The 15,394-nt window shown below is 43.3% G+C and carries 19 protein-coding genes; 5 read left to right on the top strand and 14 right to left on the bottom strand.

What is annotated here, in order from left to right; translation table 11 throughout:
* Positions 1-116: 116 nt before the first annotated feature.
* The 3 genes from G5B00_RS08845 (at position 117) to G5B00_RS08835 (ending at position 2,411) form a co-directional block, all read left to right on the top strand.
* Positions 117-1,004 (top strand): DUF3078 domain-containing protein, encoded by an 888-nt coding sequence (locus G5B00_RS08845; RefSeq protein WP_163873689.1) that lies wholly within the window; start codon positions 117-119, stop codon positions 1,002-1,004.
* 96 nt (positions 1,005-1,100) lie between these two features.
* Positions 1,101-1,838, top strand: a complete 738-nt coding sequence (gene kdsB, locus G5B00_RS08840; protein WP_163873686.1) for a 3-deoxy-manno-octulosonate cytidylyltransferase — start codon at positions 1,101-1,103, stop codon at positions 1,836-1,838.
* 9 nt (positions 1,839-1,847) lie between these two features.
* The gene (locus G5B00_RS08835; protein WP_163873684.1) at positions 1,848-2,411 is read left to right on the top strand and encodes a DUF4256 domain-containing protein; all 564 of its coding nucleotides are present in this window, start codon (positions 1,848-1,850) and stop codon (positions 2,409-2,411) included.
* A 22-nt stretch (positions 2,412-2,433) separates the two neighbouring features.
* Here the strand turns inward: G5B00_RS08835 and G5B00_RS08830 are convergent, their stop codons facing one another.
* From G5B00_RS08830 to G5B00_RS08815, 4 genes are read right to left on the bottom strand one after another with little or no spacing between them, the layout of a single operon-like run.
* Positions 2,434-3,138, bottom strand: a complete 705-nt coding sequence (locus G5B00_RS08830) for a TIGR00730 family Rossman fold protein (protein ID WP_163873681.1) — start codon at positions 3,136-3,138, stop codon at positions 2,434-2,436.
* 46 nt (positions 3,139-3,184) lie between these two features.
* On the bottom strand, positions 3,185-3,964 hold the full coding sequence (gene folK / locus G5B00_RS08825; RefSeq protein ID WP_163873678.1) for a 2-amino-4-hydroxy-6-hydroxymethyldihydropteridine diphosphokinase: 780 nt from the start codon (positions 3,962-3,964) through the stop codon (positions 3,185-3,187).
* A 46-nt stretch (positions 3,965-4,010) separates the two neighbouring features.
* Positions 4,011-4,733, bottom strand: a complete 723-nt coding sequence (locus tag G5B00_RS08820; RefSeq protein WP_163873675.1) for an SDR family oxidoreductase — start codon at positions 4,731-4,733, stop codon at positions 4,011-4,013.
* 13 nt (positions 4,734-4,746) lie between these two features.
* Entirely contained in the window at positions 4,747-5,025 is a 279-nt protein-coding gene (locus tag G5B00_RS08815) for a SelT/SelW/SelH family protein (RefSeq protein ID WP_163873672.1), read from the bottom strand.
* A gap of 47 nt (positions 5,026-5,072) precedes the next feature.
* Between G5B00_RS08815 and recR the strand changes: the two genes are divergently transcribed.
* Positions 5,073-5,687: a recombination mediator RecR gene (recR, locus tag G5B00_RS08810; protein WP_163873669.1), complete on the top strand. Its 615-nt coding sequence runs from the start codon at positions 5,073-5,075 to the stop codon at positions 5,685-5,687.
* 19 nt (positions 5,688-5,706) lie between these two features.
* Here the strand turns inward: recR and G5B00_RS08805 are convergent, their stop codons facing one another.
* Positions 5,707-6,360: an MgtC/SapB family protein gene (locus tag G5B00_RS08805; RefSeq protein WP_163873667.1), complete on the bottom strand. Its 654-nt coding sequence runs from the start codon at positions 6,358-6,360 to the stop codon at positions 5,707-5,709.
* Positions 6,361-6,376: 16 nt separating this feature from the next.
* Complete coding sequence (locus G5B00_RS08800; RefSeq protein WP_163873664.1) at positions 6,377-6,904, bottom strand: hypothetical protein; 528 nt, start codon at positions 6,902-6,904, stop codon at positions 6,377-6,379.
* 128 nt (positions 6,905-7,032) lie between these two features.
* Between G5B00_RS08800 and G5B00_RS08795 the strand changes: the two genes are divergently transcribed.
* Entirely contained in the window at positions 7,033-7,509 is a 477-nt protein-coding gene (locus tag G5B00_RS08795; RefSeq protein WP_163873661.1) for a DinB family protein, read from the top strand.
* Positions 7,510-7,534: 25 nt separating this feature from the next.
* Here G5B00_RS08795 and G5B00_RS08790 read toward each other — a convergent pair whose 3' ends face one another.
* The 8 genes from G5B00_RS08790 to G5B00_RS08755 all read right to left on the bottom strand — a co-directional run bounded on the left by G5B00_RS08790 (position 7,535) and on the right by G5B00_RS08755 (position 15,365).
* Entirely contained in the window at positions 7,535-8,497 is a 963-nt protein-coding gene (locus G5B00_RS08790; protein ID WP_163873658.1) for a helix-turn-helix transcriptional regulator, read from the bottom strand.
* Positions 8,498-8,598: 101 nt separating this feature from the next.
* Positions 8,599-9,072 (bottom strand): RES family NAD+ phosphorylase, encoded by a 474-nt coding sequence (locus tag G5B00_RS08785; RefSeq protein ID WP_163873655.1) that lies wholly within the window; start codon positions 9,070-9,072, stop codon positions 8,599-8,601.
* On the bottom strand, positions 9,072-9,557 hold the full coding sequence (locus tag G5B00_RS08780; protein WP_163873652.1) for an antitoxin Xre/MbcA/ParS toxin-binding domain-containing protein: 486 nt from the start codon (positions 9,555-9,557) through the stop codon (positions 9,072-9,074). The genes G5B00_RS08785 and G5B00_RS08780 overlap by 1 nt, the downstream gene beginning before the upstream one ends.
* 120 nt (positions 9,558-9,677) lie before the next feature.
* Positions 9,678-10,862, bottom strand: a complete 1,185-nt coding sequence (locus tag G5B00_RS08775; RefSeq protein WP_240894431.1) for a dienelactone hydrolase family protein — start codon at positions 10,860-10,862, stop codon at positions 9,678-9,680.
* Positions 10,863-10,875: 13 nt separating this feature from the next.
* Complete coding sequence (locus G5B00_RS08770) at positions 10,876-11,769, bottom strand: PorP/SprF family type IX secretion system membrane protein (protein WP_163873649.1); 894 nt, start codon at positions 11,767-11,769, stop codon at positions 10,876-10,878.
* A gap of 31 nt (positions 11,770-11,800) precedes the next feature.
* Positions 11,801-13,402: an MBG domain-containing protein gene (locus tag G5B00_RS08765; RefSeq protein ID WP_163873646.1), complete on the bottom strand. Its 1,602-nt coding sequence runs from the start codon at positions 13,400-13,402 to the stop codon at positions 11,801-11,803.
* Between the two features lie 4 nt (positions 13,403-13,406).
* Entirely contained in the window at positions 13,407-14,111 is a 705-nt protein-coding gene (locus G5B00_RS08760; RefSeq protein ID WP_163873644.1) for a hypothetical protein, read from the bottom strand.
* 12 nt (positions 14,112-14,123) lie between these two features.
* Entirely contained in the window at positions 14,124-15,365 is a 1,242-nt protein-coding gene (locus tag G5B00_RS08755; protein ID WP_163873641.1) for an acetylxylan esterase, read from the bottom strand.
* Positions 15,366-15,394 lie beyond the last annotated feature (29 nt).

Below are 15,394 nucleotides of genomic sequence, written 5' to 3'. Positions count from 1 at the left end.
TATATTTATCCCAAAATCAACACAAACTTGTCAGCAAATGTCCACAAAATTTTGAAAACAAACATAGAAAAACAGAATCATACACACATTTCATTACTTTCACAAAAAACAGAGATATGAAAAAACACTTACTACTAGCATCGACTGCTTTGTTGATGGCTATCGCTCCTGTCGTAGCACAAGAGGATACCACAAAAATCTGGACAATAAAAGGGGAAAACACCTTCCTCATCAACCAAAGTTCCTTTACCAACTGGGCAGCTGGGGGTGTCAACGCTTTCGCCGGTAACCTAATGTTCAATTACGATTTCAATTACAAAAAAGACAAATGGAATTGGGACAACAAAGTTTTAGCCGCCTATGGACAGACTTTCCAAAAGGAAACCGACTGGCGCAAAAACGATGACCGCTTCGCACTCAACTCACTGTTGGGCCATCAGATAAACCAAAAATGGCTCTATACATTTTTCCTCAACTTCAATACACAATTTGTAAATGGTTATAACTACGACAACAATGGCGACGGCACATTGACCTCTTCGGGACTCTCTCCGGCATACCTCAGTTTTGGTCCCGGTATCGCCTTCAAAGAGTCTGACAACTTCAAGATCAATATATCACCTGCTGCTGCCCGTTTCGTATTTGTAACCAATCCCGATGTCGACGAAACATTGTACGGATTGGATCCGGGCAAAAAATCAAGATTTGAATTCGGGGCCTCACTAGACGCCTATTACAAAACACCTATTGTAGAAAACGTAACTTTTGAAAACATCTTGCGACTATATTCCAATTATTTGGAAAAACCTCAGAATGTGGACATCGACTATACGGCCAATCTATTCATGAAGGTCAATGAATTTATCTCGGTCAATGCAGGTGTACAGCTCATCTACGATGACAACACCAAGATTCCGACCATTGAAAACGGTGTAGAAATCGGAAGTAGCCCCAAACTACAGATAAAACAGATATTGGGTGCAGGGATTACGTATAAATTCTAATAACTTCCAACATTATTTCAGCTTCCAAAGACTTCCAAAGTTTTTAGAAACTTTGGAAGTCTTTTTTATTATACAATATAATAATTATTTTCGGGTATGAAAGTGATCGGAATAATACCTGCGCGATACGAATCTTCGCGTTTCCCTGGAAAACCACTAGTCGACATAGGCGGACAGACCATGATACAAAGGGTGTACCAACAAGCTAAACATGCCGCTACGCTACATGAGGTCATCGTCGCTACAGACGACCAACGTATATATGACCATGTCAGAAGTTTCGCCGGCAATGTCGTCATGACCAAAAGCACACACCAGTCAGGAACGGATCGATGTGCCGAGGTAGTACAACAAGTACAAGGTTTTGATGTGGCGATCAATATACAAGGTGACGAACCTTTTATAGATCCACAGCAGATAGATCTATTGGTTGCTTGCTTTGAAACTCCAAGTACAGAGATAGCAACACTGGTTCGAAAAGTCGCCACATTGGAAGAACTAACCAATGAAAACAAACCCAAGGTCGTTCTAAATAAAAAGGGGGAAGCAATATATTTTTCACGGCAAACTATCCCTTTCCTTAGGGGCGAACGCATAGAAAATTGGTTGAGCAAACGCCCTTTTTACAACCATATCGGGATTTATGGTTATAGAACCAACGTCCTCAAGCTGTTGAGTGAATTGCCTGTATCGGATCTGGAACTTATGGAATCTTTAGAGCAACTGCGTTGGTTAGACAATGGCTATAAAATACAGACTGCTTTGTCTAGCCATACAAATGACGCTATCGATACGCCTGAAGATTTAAAACAGATCATCGACAAATATTTTTAACACATCTCTATGAACAATACGGACAAGCTTCATCCAGAAGAAAGTAAAGAGCTGCTTATAGTGCTAAAAAAACGTTTTGAACAGAACATGGATCGTCACAAGGGATTGCAATGGGCGCCCATACAGGCCAAACTGGAAGCTCATCCAGAAAAACTGCGTTCTCTTCATGAAATGGAAGAAACAGGAGGTGAACCCGATGTCGTACGATACGATAAAGCCACAGATGAGTACGTTTTTTATGACTGCTCATCCGAAAGTCCTAAAGGTCGAAGAAGCGTCTGCTATGATCTCGAAGCACTTGAATCCAGAAAACAGCACAAACCCCACCACAGTGCTATAGGAATGGCTGCTGAGATGGGCATCGAAATCTTGTCTCAGGAACAGTATCTGGAATTGCAACAATTTGGAAAATTTGACACCAAAACCTCCAGTTGGGTCAAAACTCCAACCGAAATGAGAGAACTGGGAGGTGCCCTATTTGGAGACTGGCGCTACGGAAGGGTATTTTTCTACCACAATGGTGCCGAATCATATTATGGAGTCCGCGGATTTAGAGGTTCGTTAAGAGTATAACATTGAAAACAGTTACCCGATACTAAAAATTCGGCTTCAACAAATACTTGTCATAAAAACGGAAGATGTGCTCTACAGCTTCTTCAGCGGTATCAACGACACGATACAACTTGAGGTCTTCTGCCGAGATATAGGTGCTACTTAACATCGTCTTGTTTACCCAGTCCAAAAGCCCTTCCCAATAAGCTGAGCCGACCAGTACGATAGGAAACCGGGCTATTTTCCCTGTTTGAATCAAGGTTATGGCCTCGAAGAGCTCATCCATTGTACCAAATCCACCAGGCATAACAATATAACCCTGTGAATATTTCATGAACATCACCTTGCGCACAAAGAAATAGTTAAATTCTAATAATTTATCCCGGTCGATATATTTATTGTGAAACTGCTCGTGAGGTAACTCAATATTCAATCCGACAGATTTTCCACCTGCGCTATGCGCACCCCGGTTGGCTGCTTCCATAATTCCCGGGCCACCTCCCGAAATGACACCATACCCCTTCTCCGCCAGCAGGCGGGCGATTTCCATGGTCATCTGGTAATAATCATGTCCCTCCGCCGCCCGGGCAGACCCAAAAATGGATACACATGGACCTATCTTCGCCAACTTCTCAAAACCATCTACAAATTCGGCCATGATTTTAAAAATCTGCCATGAATCTTTAACCTTAATCTCTTGCCACGTCTTATTTGCAAATGAATTTCTGATCCTGTTTTCTCCTGTCATATATATTATTCGTTATAGCTGCTTTGAAACATTCTAAGATAATCAATTAACCGCACTTACTCAATACCTCTGGTTGCAGCTGCGCTATAAAGGTTTTTAGAAAAGGTAATTCGACTATTTCTTTTTCATCCATCAAGCTACCATTAAAGACAACGATATCTAAATCGATGACACGTGGTGCATTTTTATTTTCCGTACGAATTCTACCCATCAAAGCTTCAATTTGCTTCAGTTCGCCTTCCAATTCAAACCAGGACAAGTTCGTACGGAGCAACACTGCCCCATTCAAAAATTCATCCTGCTCCTCAAACTTCAAGGGCTTGGTCCGGATAAATGCGGTACGTTCTACGACGGTTCCCAATCGCGTGAGGAATTCCAGCGCTTTCAACATATTCGCCTCGGGCTGAATGTTGGAACCTAAGGCAACCAGCACCGTATGGAATAGATCCTTACTCGATAAGCTAACCATAACGTTGTCCGCGAAACGCAAAGCATGGGGTTTCTCGACCTGCACACAAATATCCACTATCGATGGGCTGAATGCAGCAATAGTTTGATATAGGGTTTCAGCCAAGGTTTCGATCAAGTGAAAGGACTGGTTGTCTACTTTTTTAATAATCAGCTTGGTCAGGCTCTTATAGTTTACGGCATGCTGTACATCATCACTTTGTGTTGCCATCGCAGCATTATATTTGAAGGAAAAGGAAACAACCACATCTTGCAGTTTTTCTTTCTCCCAGTCCAAATATCCGATGTAGGCACGCAAACGCAAACTATCTACACGTATTGTCAGCAATTTTAACGAAGATGAAGAGTTATTATCCATAGTTGCATGTATTATTTTATGCTATCAAATTCTTGTTATTGCAGCGTCACAATGCCAGATGCTCACCACCATCGATATATAAAAACTGGCCGGTGACAAAGGAACTTTCCACCAAAAACTGAACAGTCCGTTGGATATCCTCGACACTACCGATCCGTTGGAGTGGAATACCCGAAGCCAAGTCTAGCAGATACTGTTCATCCTTACCTTCCGGAGGAAGGATAAGTCCCGGACAGATCGCATTTACCCGTATAGTGGGTGCCAGGTGCACAGCCGAAATCCGTGTAAACTCGCCAAGCAGCTTTTTGCTCAATATATAGTCCAGGTGTCCCGTACGGTCTTTTGTCACCTTGGTATCTAAGATATTAATAATTGAGCCTTCTCCAAATATCCGGGCAAAGGACTTGGTCAACAGGTAGGCACCATCAAAATTACTTTTGATCTGTTTAGACAGCATGGTATCGCCAAGGTCGTCAAAACCTGATGGCACAAAATCGGAAGCACTGTTTACCAAGACCTCTAATATGATTTGTTGCGCTTTAAGATCGGCAAACAAACGGTCGAAATCATTAGTCTGCAGGAAATCAAATTGCATGACATGGACTTTCCTCCCCATTCCTTCAATTTCCTTCTTTAAGCCTTCGGCTTTCTTCCGGGAATTCTTATAATGCACCACGACATGATACCCCATAGCGGCCAGCTGTATAGCGATACTTTTGCCAATCCGGTCTGCACTTCCCGTAACCAAAGCATATTTATTCTGTTCCACGACGCATTTCAATTTATTTCTTATCCGAATGTCCCAACGACTTATCGGGGCTGACCACATCCCTCACCAATTGCTTCAGTTCTTTAATCTCGGGAAAACGTCCCTCCCTCTTGCGGTCAAAAATGATGGACTGCTCAACACGGACCTGATACCGTCCATTGACCTCGCTAGGTACCAAAGTGATGCCATAGACATCCTCCGTAAAGGTAGTCAGTAGCTCCTGGGCCATATATGCTGCACGTAGCATCCATCCACATTTCGGGCAATATTCTATTTCAATTTTAGGTCTCATGTTTTAAATTTAGCAAAAATGTACAACATTTTATCTAAGTTTGCACTATGAATTTCTCATCGAAATTATTGCAGCGTGCCGTAGATGAATTTGGTAGACTGCCCGGGATCGGGAATAAAACAGCCCTACGCCTGGTGCTCCACTTACTAAAGCAACCCGATGCAGATGTCAAGCGATTTACAGAGGCCTTGGACCATCTAAAAGAACATATTCAACATTGTGCGGTCTGTTTTAATATTTCGGACGCTACTGTATGTGAAATTTGTAATGCCGTCAAAAGAGACAAATCGACAATCTGTGTCGTAGAGGACACAAGGGATGTCATGGCCATTGAAAATACGAACCAGTACCACGGTGTTTACCATGTGCTAGGAGGGCTCATTTCGCCCATGGATGGCATCGGTCCTTCGGATCTGAAAATTGAAGCTTTAATTAACCGTATCCGGCAGGACAATGTCAACGAGGTAATCCTTGCGCTGAGTGCAACTATGGAAGGCGACACGACGATCTTTTATTTATACCGTAAACTGAGGGAGTTCAACATACAGATCAGTACCATTGCCCGAGGTATCGCCTTTGGCGGCGAACTGGAGTATGTGGATGAAGTTACCTTAGGACGTTCCATTATGACGCGGGTGCCTTATGAACGTCACGTAGGCTAATTACCTTTGAGACAGTATCTTATAGGCTATTGACCGAGTATACATACTCTAAAGCAATAATTTTCTCGCTTAATATATTGATACGTTTGCGATTGCCTATGATTTCATAAGCCACAATAAGTTGATTCTCATTTTTTTCGACACCTTTTCGGAGAGGTTTGATGTTATTGTCCCGCATAAACTGCTCCAGTTCATACATCCGACCTATTGCATGGTCAATGAAAGTGATGTGCATGGTTCGGACAAAATAGATATCAGCTAACAGATCTTCCATCTTCTGAAATAAAGACAAAACGATTACCATCAGAACCGTCAAAAATATGCCGAACTTAAATTCGCCAAAGCCAATGGACATCCCAATGGCAGCCATTGTCCATATCACGGCGGCTGTTGTCAACCCCTGTACAGAAAATTTCCCCTGATAAATAACACCGGCGCCAAGAAAACCGATACCCGTCACGATATTGGCTGCGATACGATCATCCGAGATATTCCCCATCCGGGAAATCAATGTAAATATCGTGGCACCAAAGCAAATCAAAATAACCGTGCGGAGGCCGGCAGATTTATTTTTATACTCCCGTTCGAGCCCGATAACAGATCCACAACCAATCGATAGTAATATCGCCTGGACATACTCTTCCTGCACATACGCTATGATTTCCTCCCACATTCCTGCTTTATTTACTTTAATATTTCCATTTTAGTTGTTGAAACACTTTGGACCATAACCAAATAGGTCCCATAGTCAACAATCTTACAAAATTCCTGCCGTTTATATATCCTTCTTTTCTTGTAATAAGCCAGAGCGCAAGCAATGAGAGTCCGGCAATTAAACTACATACCCCTACGACAGTCGGTCCACCATCCCGTTCGACATACTCCAACTGTACAATAAAAAAACTCATGATTCCGATACAAAAAAGAACTGCATAAGACAAGGTGGGTGCAAGTTTCAGATAACAGTAAATGATGATGGCGATGAAGAAAGAGCCCCAATTCAGGAAGGTGTGAGCATTTACCCGAACCAGAAAATCAAACTGCGGGAAGGGGATCATCCATATTAATCCCATGACCCCAAAAAACGCCAATGCCAAGAATAAAGCATATAACCCTTTGTCCCCTTGCTTATAGGTCTGATCCAATTCATAAAAATAACGATCGACGGGTCTATCAAAATGTAGTTGCTGTTTGGTGTTTCTCCCTTTTTTCTTCATACTCTCAAAGGTAAGGAATATCGGGTTATGAGCTATAAAATTATTTTCCCAAGATCGCTGTTGACATACTGTTGTCAAACCACTGTATTAGTTTTGTCTTATCGTAAAAAAACAAAACATAATTAAGTATGAAAACAATCACTATTCTACCCAAAGAAGACATTCTCAACCACTGGTTGGGTCATCGGAACCTAACGCGTCGCGTTATCGAAGCATTTCCTGAAAAAGAGTTATTCACGTTCTCATTAGGCGGAATGCGCCCATTCGCTGAACTCGTTAAGGAGTTGTTAGCCATTGCAGCGCCCGGTCTACGGGGGATCGTTGCTAACAGTACAGAGGGCTACAACCATGATTTACCCTTACAGACCAAAGCAGAACTTCTCGCTCGATGGGATAAAGACACCCCAATAATCATCGAATTGTTCAATCAGATTCCTGACGAGCGTTTTCACGAAAACTTCAATTTATTTGGAGAATATGCCTTTCCAATTATAGAGAATATCCAGTATTTTGTAGATAATGAAATACATCATCGCGGACAAGGATATGTTTACTTAAGGGCATTGGGAATTGAACCACCTCATTTTTGGGAAAGGCAACAATAAAATCAGTTATTTTAGGGAGCGGATCTTATTCCGCTTCCATTTTTTTAAGGTAAGTGTCGAGAAGTGCTCTGACTTGTTTTTTAAGGGTCAGCGGCTCCAAAATCACAGCTTCATCAGCATACATCAGAAACCAACGGGCAAACTCCCCGTGTGTATTTCGGGTTTTAAAAAGCATTTCCACATTGTCACCTTTCTCCACCTCCTCTATGAAACCATAATATTTTCGTTTCCATGTCAAATAGTGGGCTGCCTTTCGGGACACCCTAATCCGGACTGTCTGCACCTCGGCCGTTTCTCCTTTTTTCTCCAAGTAAAAAGATAAAGGCTTATATTTTCCTACAAACGGGGTTCCAGATAGTTCAATTTTATGCACTCTATCGAGACGAAACTGTCTAATTTCATCCTGCCGATGGCAAAATGCCATGAAATACCAAAAATCACCCTCCTGAAAAATCCCTATAGGTTCAATCCGACGCTCCTTTACGACCGTGCTTTCGGCAGATTTATAAGCTAATGTTAACTGCCGCTTCTTAGCGATACCTTCAAATAAAACGGCTAAGGCTGAAGGAACATTTGTATTGAGGAAATCTTTCCTTTTATTGATGAGTACTTTATCTTCTACATAAGCGAGATGTTCCTTATCCGAATACCGCAATACAGCCTTCATTTTTAGTAACGCATTACTAAAATGTTGACCGATCTCTTTGTCCAGATAGTGCTGCATCAACTTTTCCGCAATTGCAAAACTCAGTGCTTCGTTGGGGGTAAAAAGAGTAGGCGGAATTTTATAATCGCTTATCAGCGAATAGCCAATCCCAGCTTCGCCGTAAATGGGGACACCGGCATTTTCCAAAGTTTTAACATCTCTATAAATCGTTCGAAGACTCACTTGAAACTTGTCCGCCAAATCCTGTGCTTTTACGACAGGCTTAGCCTGTAAATGAAAATAAATAGCCAAAATGCGGTCAAACCGTTTTTCTATATCCATCTAACGCCAGTCTATAGTTATCGGTAAAGATAATAACATTTCAACGATTATGCCGTGCAACGAGGGCTATACTCGCTATGTAGAACACTGGATCAAATTTATCAACCGTTAAATAAAAACCGCTGATCAAAAATCATTTGAGTCGATCGCACTACCCATATACGCTTCGCGTCGTGGTGTATCGGATTTATCAGGTAATTATGTTCGAACGGAACAATAGCACTAGGCACCTTGAGGACAGCAGCTTTGTGTTGGCGCACAAAAATCTCACCGATGCTTTGTGTAACCCTCGTTGGTGGCTTAGCATCCCAATCTGAAGGAAGATCATCGATGTCCACTTTTAAAATGAGAATATCATCTGGGATATCAATTTCAACATAATAGCGATCACGCGGTAAGTCTTCGCTCCAGTCTAAATGTACAGCGACCTCCAACATCGATAATGCGCGGCTATCGGCGGTGTACACCAACCGGGTGTGCAAAGGATTCCAGCGAAAACCAGAAGATAAAGACGCCCCCACTCCTTCCAATGTGTTATGCAGATATCGCTCACGCTCTATTCGATATACCCGCATCAAGCAAATACTCCATACTCCAGTCTATCCAAACATGACCTTACTTCCTGGATACCTGTCATCGTATCCAAGAGGCTATCGGGTGAATAGCCTCCGAGTGAGGTATTTGGTTTCTTGAGCCAGCGTTGAAATTTTTGCTCCTCACCATTGAATACATCTACCCCGTAATTTATGAGCTCACTTATAAGCAATATCAACTCGGTATTGTGGCTATCTAATAAGGATTGTTCATTTTTCTTTTTGTTGTAGGTCGTCTGGGGCATTCGCATGATGGAAAGCACGGATTTAACGGGGATATTAATTTTCTTACTTAGCTCCTCTATAGCTTCGAACGGAAGGCCTTTACGTATGATTTGCACACGATCCAACATATTGCTCCAAGGCTTTACAGCTCCCGGCACCCAAGCTACAGCCCCTTCCTCGGCTATATTGGAGACATTTTCCGTTATATGGAATGGCTTGACGTTTTTGACTTCTTTTGTCATAACACAACAATTATAGTGCTAATGTACAACAAAACTACTGCTTTTCCAAACTTCTTTATTCTTTATTCATATCAAAGCATCTTCATACCGCCCACCCGGTACCGCAATCCATGTAACAAATTATTTCAAGAAATATTCCAGAAAGCGATAAGCGACTTCATTCGCGTTTTCATTAGGCGGATGTAATGGTCTATTATGCATTGCTACCCGGTTCTTATACCCCAACAGTTCATTGACCTGAATAGTATGATTTAAGGGCGCCCATCGTTCTATCTGATCGGATGACCCACCCGAGACCAGAAACGGCCGAGGTGCCATCAAGGCATGTAGCTCGTGCAAATCCCATCCCTCTCGAACAAGCTTCGGGTATATACCTTTGGCTTCCTGAATCATACCGGTCTTCCGCCAAACGTTGTCCCAAGGTGGTGGGTAGTAACCAAGGTACCACGGCTCCCAGTAGTTTACATTCGACCCTTTTGTTTCGTCAAATACAATTCCCGGGTCAGACCATACGGCACAGGCAAACTTTTCAAACAAACACGACGCAAACATCGCCCATTTCCCGCCAAAAGAATGTCCAATGATACCTATGCGCTCTTTATCCACTTCAGGTCGCCTTGCCAATACATGCCAGGCATTTGCTGCAGCATAAGCCAACATCGAAAGCGGTTGCACCTGTGCATTATACAGGGAAGGATAATACAGCGAAAATCGCTTTGCTGCCGATGCTTCTCTTGTACCAATAGACAACGTCACGAAACCACGTTTGGTTAATTGTAATGCATAGTCACGATAGGGTCTATTCGCCTTGACGATGACGCCTGCCGGCATTTCCGGATTGTAGTAAACAGTGACAACAGCAGGACGTTTACCCGCTCCGTCCGGTATTAACAAATAACCGTCCGTCTCTTCCGAAGGCAGCCATTTAAAACGGACATGATGCTGTACATATCCATCTTTCTGTTCGGAAGCGATAATCGTCAAATCCTGATCTTTCAACAATACGGGCCATTCTCCCATAATACTGTGCCACTTCGTCTTGATTTCCTCGCGTTTCCTATTCCAATCTTGCACTGTCTTTACCTGACTACCATCCTGAAATACCAATAATGAATTGTATGGGCCAAATTGATCTTTCAAACTATCGGGTGGAGTAAAATAAGGTTTAATAAATGGATCTATCGGCTTATACTCCGCTGCCGCATCTATATGTTGTCCCCAAGCCATCTGTTGTGATATGAATGACAAGCAAAATGTCCAAAACCACAGGTAAACGTTCTTCCAATTCATATATTTATTTTTCATTTTTATTTATCTATTAAAGCATCTTCATGCCACCCACACGGTATCGCAACCCTATCTCATGCGTTTTGTTGGATATACTTTGTTTCGTGGTGTTGCTACCGGGGCTAAACTGATAGCTGTACCCGATCCCAAAGCCCCCCATATTGAACTGTAACAAACCCGACAGATCACCTTGGTTTTGCACACCCAGACCCACGCCAAACTTCTGTGCAAAGAATGCCAAAGCACTCACGTCGTAACGGGGCGTCATACCCTCCATATGGCTCACGATAAAGGATGGACGGATATGGAAACCATCATCGATACGGAATAACGCACCACCTGTGATGTAGTAGACCCGACGGAAGTCATAGTCAAATTCATTATCGTTCCTGCCCAATACCAAACGGGGAATAGAGACGCCAAAGTAGTACTTGTCTTCCCGGAAGTAAGATGTCCCGATGCTCATCATCCCCTGATTGCCGCGAATGTCCTCCCGGAAAGAAGGATCTTCCGCATCTAAGGTAGAAAAATTGCCGTTGTGTATCAAAAGCCCTCCACCAACCGAAAGCCCAAGGTACTCGTCCTCCGAAAGGCGGACTGCGCTAGCGATATAACCACTCAGCTCATTATCCCGGACCACGCCCATAGTAGCCTGCTTAACATCGACACCCACCGTTATACCCAAGCGTTTGACTCCCACATGGCCACTTGCCCAGTACGAGCGCGGCGCACCGTCCAGCCCCACCCACTGCAAGCGACTTAATATCGCCGCGCCACCATCGGGATCCATCAAGCTCAACGAACCGTTGAACGCATTGCGGAGCTGGCCAAACTGATTATAACTCAAACCATGCTGCGCCCGCCCTAAGAAAGGGAAGGCCAACAGCACGGTTGCAATGAATAGAAGGTTAAGGGATTCTTTCATTGTTTTATCTTATATTTAACGTCCAAATTATCTACTTTCTCTTCACTTCGAAGAAACCCTTTATCCGCTCCCGCCTACCATCTACGGTCACATCCAGATAGTAAAAATATGTACCATCGTTCAACTGCTCTCCGCGAAAGACGTTACTTCCATTGTCATATCCGGCTATCTCCGCGAGAATATTCCCTCCGGCATCAAAAACGAGAAGCTTATTTTCGGGATATCCCCCGATACCTTCAATAAACAAGAAATCATTGATGCCATCTCCATTTGGAGACAACGCTTTGTGTACACGTAATGGAATACTCTCCTTGGGAGATTCTAACACACGGATCACCATACTAACTGGAGTTGCCGCCTCATAATTCTGATTACCCTGTTGCGTAGCTGTTATAGTGACTACGCCCATCCCCACCAAATGGAGATCCGTTCCCGACAGGGTAGCAATCGAGATATCGTCCACCTCAAGTGTAACCGGAAGCCCACTGCTCGACGACACCGCCAACGTTTGTATACCTACGTCAAGCGACAATTCCTCAGGCGCTACCAACGTGATTTCCTGAGGAGACTTATCAATCGTGAAATCCGATCCAATAAAAGATAAGCTATAATTATCGGCAGAAAGTGTCCCTTGCTTAATCGGATACGAGCCGACGTCTTCCCCGGCATCTCTCGACAATGCCCCCGAAAAGACGGCATTATTATCACCTGGAAGAAACCCACTAGCGGTATAGGTCAATATCGGATCCTCCGTACCATATGTTTTGTGCTGCTCCGATTTGGCGACCACGGTCAGCACGGGAGAGATATCGTCATCTGTAAATGTAATGGCATAATCTCCGGCATCATCCGCCCAACTGCCACTAATAATTGTATTTTTCAAGATAGGGTGACTATCCGTGTCATTAAATATCCCATCTCCATATCCACTCTCTGCTCTGTTATTGCTCACGGTCACATTCCTCAGATCAGGTGCGCTTTGTTGATTAAATACCCCTCCTCCATATACTGCTTTATTGCCAGTTATCGTCAGGTTTACCAATGTGGGACTTCCCCCATCGTTATATATCCCTCCGCCACTGTTGGATAGATTGTGACTACCGGCCATAGCTTCATCCGCACAACCGGCAGTAACGATAAAACCATCCAGTCTGGCTGTCGGGCCTGTGCCCGAACCATTGACCACCGTATAGCTATTGTTTCCTTTGAGCTCTTGATCGACATTTGTTATCACTGCTGCGACGTCATTGCCATCAATATCACCAGAAAGAATAGTCATGTTCTTCGCCCAATCCCGCTCTGTAAGTACTGCCTCCACCCCCGAAAAACCTCCATAGACTTTCACACCTTTTACCAATTTAAAGGTGGCGTTGCGATCGGCTGCATTTGTGGTAGGTAGGTATCTGCCGGATGTCACCCAAATTTGCAGCGGGCCATCGGCAGCAGAATCCCAGTTGTTCTCTGCCCAAACCAATGCTTCAGCCAATTCTCCCATTGCAGTTGCCCAGGAAGAACCATTTCCTGTACTTCCTTTTTTTACAAAGAGAATATGATCTGACGACGGCGTTTGAGCCCATATATATCCGCCCCAGCAGCAGGAGAACAGCAACATCAACAATAAGTTGGATTTCATAATTTTATCGATTGTGTATGACTTTCACATTTGTCAATTCCGGTGCTCCTCCATTGACATTACAGATACCATCTCCTGTGGAGGATATATTTCCGGTAATAATCAGATTTCTGAATGTAGGCTTGCCATTTGAATTATGCACTCCACCTCCGCATGTCATCGTATTTTTTTCATCAGCCGAACCAGCAGTAATGGTAAAACCATCGAGTACCGCAGTTGGGCTCGTTTGGGAGCTCGTAACCACGGCATAACTATTCTCGCCCACCATCTGTGTGACGGGGTCGCTAATGACTTGTGCCCTATCATTACGGTCGATGTCTCCCGATAATATCGTCACATTCTTTACCCAATCACGTGTTGACAGATTGCCTTCTGTACCGGCCTCTCCCGAAAAACCGCCATAAACATGTACTCCACTGACCAGTTGAAAAGTCGCTTTACGGTCGTTGGGATCGGTCGTTGGCAGGTATTTTCCCGCAGCCACCCAAACCTGAAGTGTCCCGTCATTAGTTGGATCCCAATCAGAAGCCAAAAACAATGCTTGGGATAGTTCACCCATAGCATCTGACCAAGAAGATCCGCTACCTTTGCCCCCCTCTTTCACATACACAATATCACCCGAACCAAAAGCCTGTGCAGATACTTTCACAGTACCTAATGAAAACACAATAACAACAATGTATTTTACCACAGATAATTTACTAAGCATATAATACCTCACTTACTTTAATTTTTTTATTAACCATTCATTTATCAAACGTTGCTGTCCCGGTGTATATACATGTCCTGCTTCTTTCTCAATAAATTTCTCTTTATCTGCTTTTATTGTATTGTATAATGCATATGACGTAGTAGCAACGCATGTTCTGTCGTTATACCCCCAACTATATAATCCCGGAACAGTCACATATTTAGCAAAATTGACAGCATCATAGTAAGCCATGGCGTGTATCGTTTTATCCTTTCGATTCTCCGGCTTTCTAAAAATATGAGGCCATCCACCCACTCGTTCATGAAGATACCCTGTCATATCGCTCAGGGCTGGGAAATAAGAAATAAGATACTTCACTCTTTGGTCTAAGGCCGCTGTTACTAAGGCGAGTGCTCCCCCTTGGCTACCGCCCACTACGGCCAAATTTTCTCCATCGTATTGGGATATAGTTTGAATAAAATCTACAGCCTTCACGCAGCCAATATATACTTTGTTATAATAATACTGTTCTCTATCGTCGGCATCAAAATGGGGATAATAACCTTTCAGACGAGTTCTTAACAACTCCTTGTAAAACTCTTTAGGTTGAGAAATAGATACACCATGAATGCCTATTTGCAAGACAATAAAGCCTTTATCGGCCAATGACCTATCACCCAGATAGTGCCTGACACCAGCGCCCGGTACACGTAAAACAACAGGATATTTACCGTCTTTTTTTGGGATTGCCAATGCACCATATATTCTTGAATCTTTCGTATTTTGATAGCTTATCTCATACACATCGACCGTCGAGGTACTGCGGGATTCGATCTTATCCATGGTTATATCCAACGGAATTACCCGCGCATCTTTGAGTTGGGATTTCCAGAAGGACATAAAATCTTTCGGCAATGTAACTGTGGGGTGGATATTATCGACATCAAATCCGACGGTGACACGCTTGATATACTTCTCACCTTGATAATCTACCGTGACTACACACCGTATAAACCTAGGTTTATCCAATGTACCAAGGGATAACCTATAGATACTATCTTTCAGGTTTATCTTCTTTGTACTTGTCGGCTTCAACCCTTCCGTTCCTATTTTATATTGCAAATCGATTCCTTTTGCGTACTGACCATTCAAAAGTACGCTCATGTCAACATACGCTGTGTCCGAAACGTTGTACAGCCAATCCGCTTCATCCGTCTTCAAGACGATTTCAATTTCATCGGATTGCGCTGTAACGGCAAAAACATTTATCATGGAAAGACAATAAAAACACAGGACAATAA

Source organism: Parapedobacter sp. SGR-10, assembly GCF_011030405.1.
In the GTDB taxonomy this organism is placed as follows: domain Bacteria; phylum Bacteroidota; class Bacteroidia; order Sphingobacteriales; family Sphingobacteriaceae; genus Sphingobacterium.
This window is presented reverse-complemented; position numbering and strand designations above follow the sequence as displayed.

Excerpts from the sequence above, each read along its gene's own strand:
- G5B00_RS08780 (WP_163873652.1), bottom strand. The coding sequence starts at position 9,557 with ATGACAAAAGAAGTCAAAAACGTCAAGCCATTCCATATAACGGAAAAT.
- G5B00_RS08815 (WP_163873672.1), bottom strand. The coding sequence starts at position 5,025 with ATGAGACCTAAAATTGAAATAGAATATTGCCCGAAATGTGGATGGATG.
- G5B00_RS08765 (WP_163873646.1), bottom strand. The coding sequence starts at position 13,402 with ATGAAATCCAACTTATTGTTGATGTTGCTGTTCTCCTGCTGCTGGGGC.
- G5B00_RS08830 (WP_163873681.1), bottom strand. The coding sequence starts at position 3,138 with ATGACAGGAGAAAACAGGATCAGAAATTCATTTGCAAATAAGACGTGG.
- G5B00_RS08755 (WP_163873641.1), bottom strand. The coding sequence starts at position 15,365 with ATGATAAATGTTTTTGCCGTTACAGCGCAATCCGATGAAATTGAAATC.
- G5B00_RS08835 (WP_163873684.1), top strand. The coding sequence starts at position 1,848 with ATGAACAATACGGACAAGCTTCATCCAGAAGAAAGTAAAGAGCTGCTT.
- G5B00_RS08770 (WP_163873649.1), bottom strand. The coding sequence starts at position 11,769 with ATGAAAGAATCCCTTAACCTTCTATTCATTGCAACCGTGCTGTTGGCC.
- kdsB (WP_163873686.1), top strand. The coding sequence starts at position 1,101 with ATGAAAGTGATCGGAATAATACCTGCGCGATACGAATCTTCGCGTTTC.
- G5B00_RS08775 (WP_240894431.1), bottom strand. The coding sequence starts at position 10,862 with ATGAAAAATAAATATATGAATTGGAAGAACGTTTACCTGTGGTTTTGG.
- G5B00_RS08785 (WP_163873655.1), bottom strand. The coding sequence starts at position 9,072 with ATGCGGGTATATCGAATAGAGCGTGAGCGATATCTGCATAACACATTG.
- folK (WP_163873678.1), bottom strand. The coding sequence starts at position 3,964 with ATGGATAATAACTCTTCATCTTCGTTAAAATTGCTGACAATACGTGTA.
- G5B00_RS08800 (WP_163873664.1), bottom strand. The coding sequence starts at position 6,904 with ATGAAGAAAAAAGGGAGAAACACCAAACAGCAACTACATTTTGATAGA.
- G5B00_RS08760 (WP_163873644.1), bottom strand. The coding sequence starts at position 14,111 with ATGCTTAGTAAATTATCTGTGGTAAAATACATTGTTGTTATTGTGTTT.
- recR (WP_163873669.1), top strand. The coding sequence starts at position 5,073 with ATGAATTTCTCATCGAAATTATTGCAGCGTGCCGTAGATGAATTTGGT.
- G5B00_RS08790 (WP_163873658.1), bottom strand. The coding sequence starts at position 8,497 with ATGGATATAGAAAAACGGTTTGACCGCATTTTGGCTATTTATTTTCAT.
- G5B00_RS08805 (WP_163873667.1), bottom strand. The coding sequence starts at position 6,360 with ATGTGGGAGGAAATCATAGCGTATGTGCAGGAAGAGTATGTCCAGGCG.
- G5B00_RS08845 (WP_163873689.1), top strand. The coding sequence starts at position 117 with ATGAAAAAACACTTACTACTAGCATCGACTGCTTTGTTGATGGCTATC.
- G5B00_RS08795 (WP_163873661.1), top strand. The coding sequence starts at position 7,033 with ATGAAAACAATCACTATTCTACCCAAAGAAGACATTCTCAACCACTGG.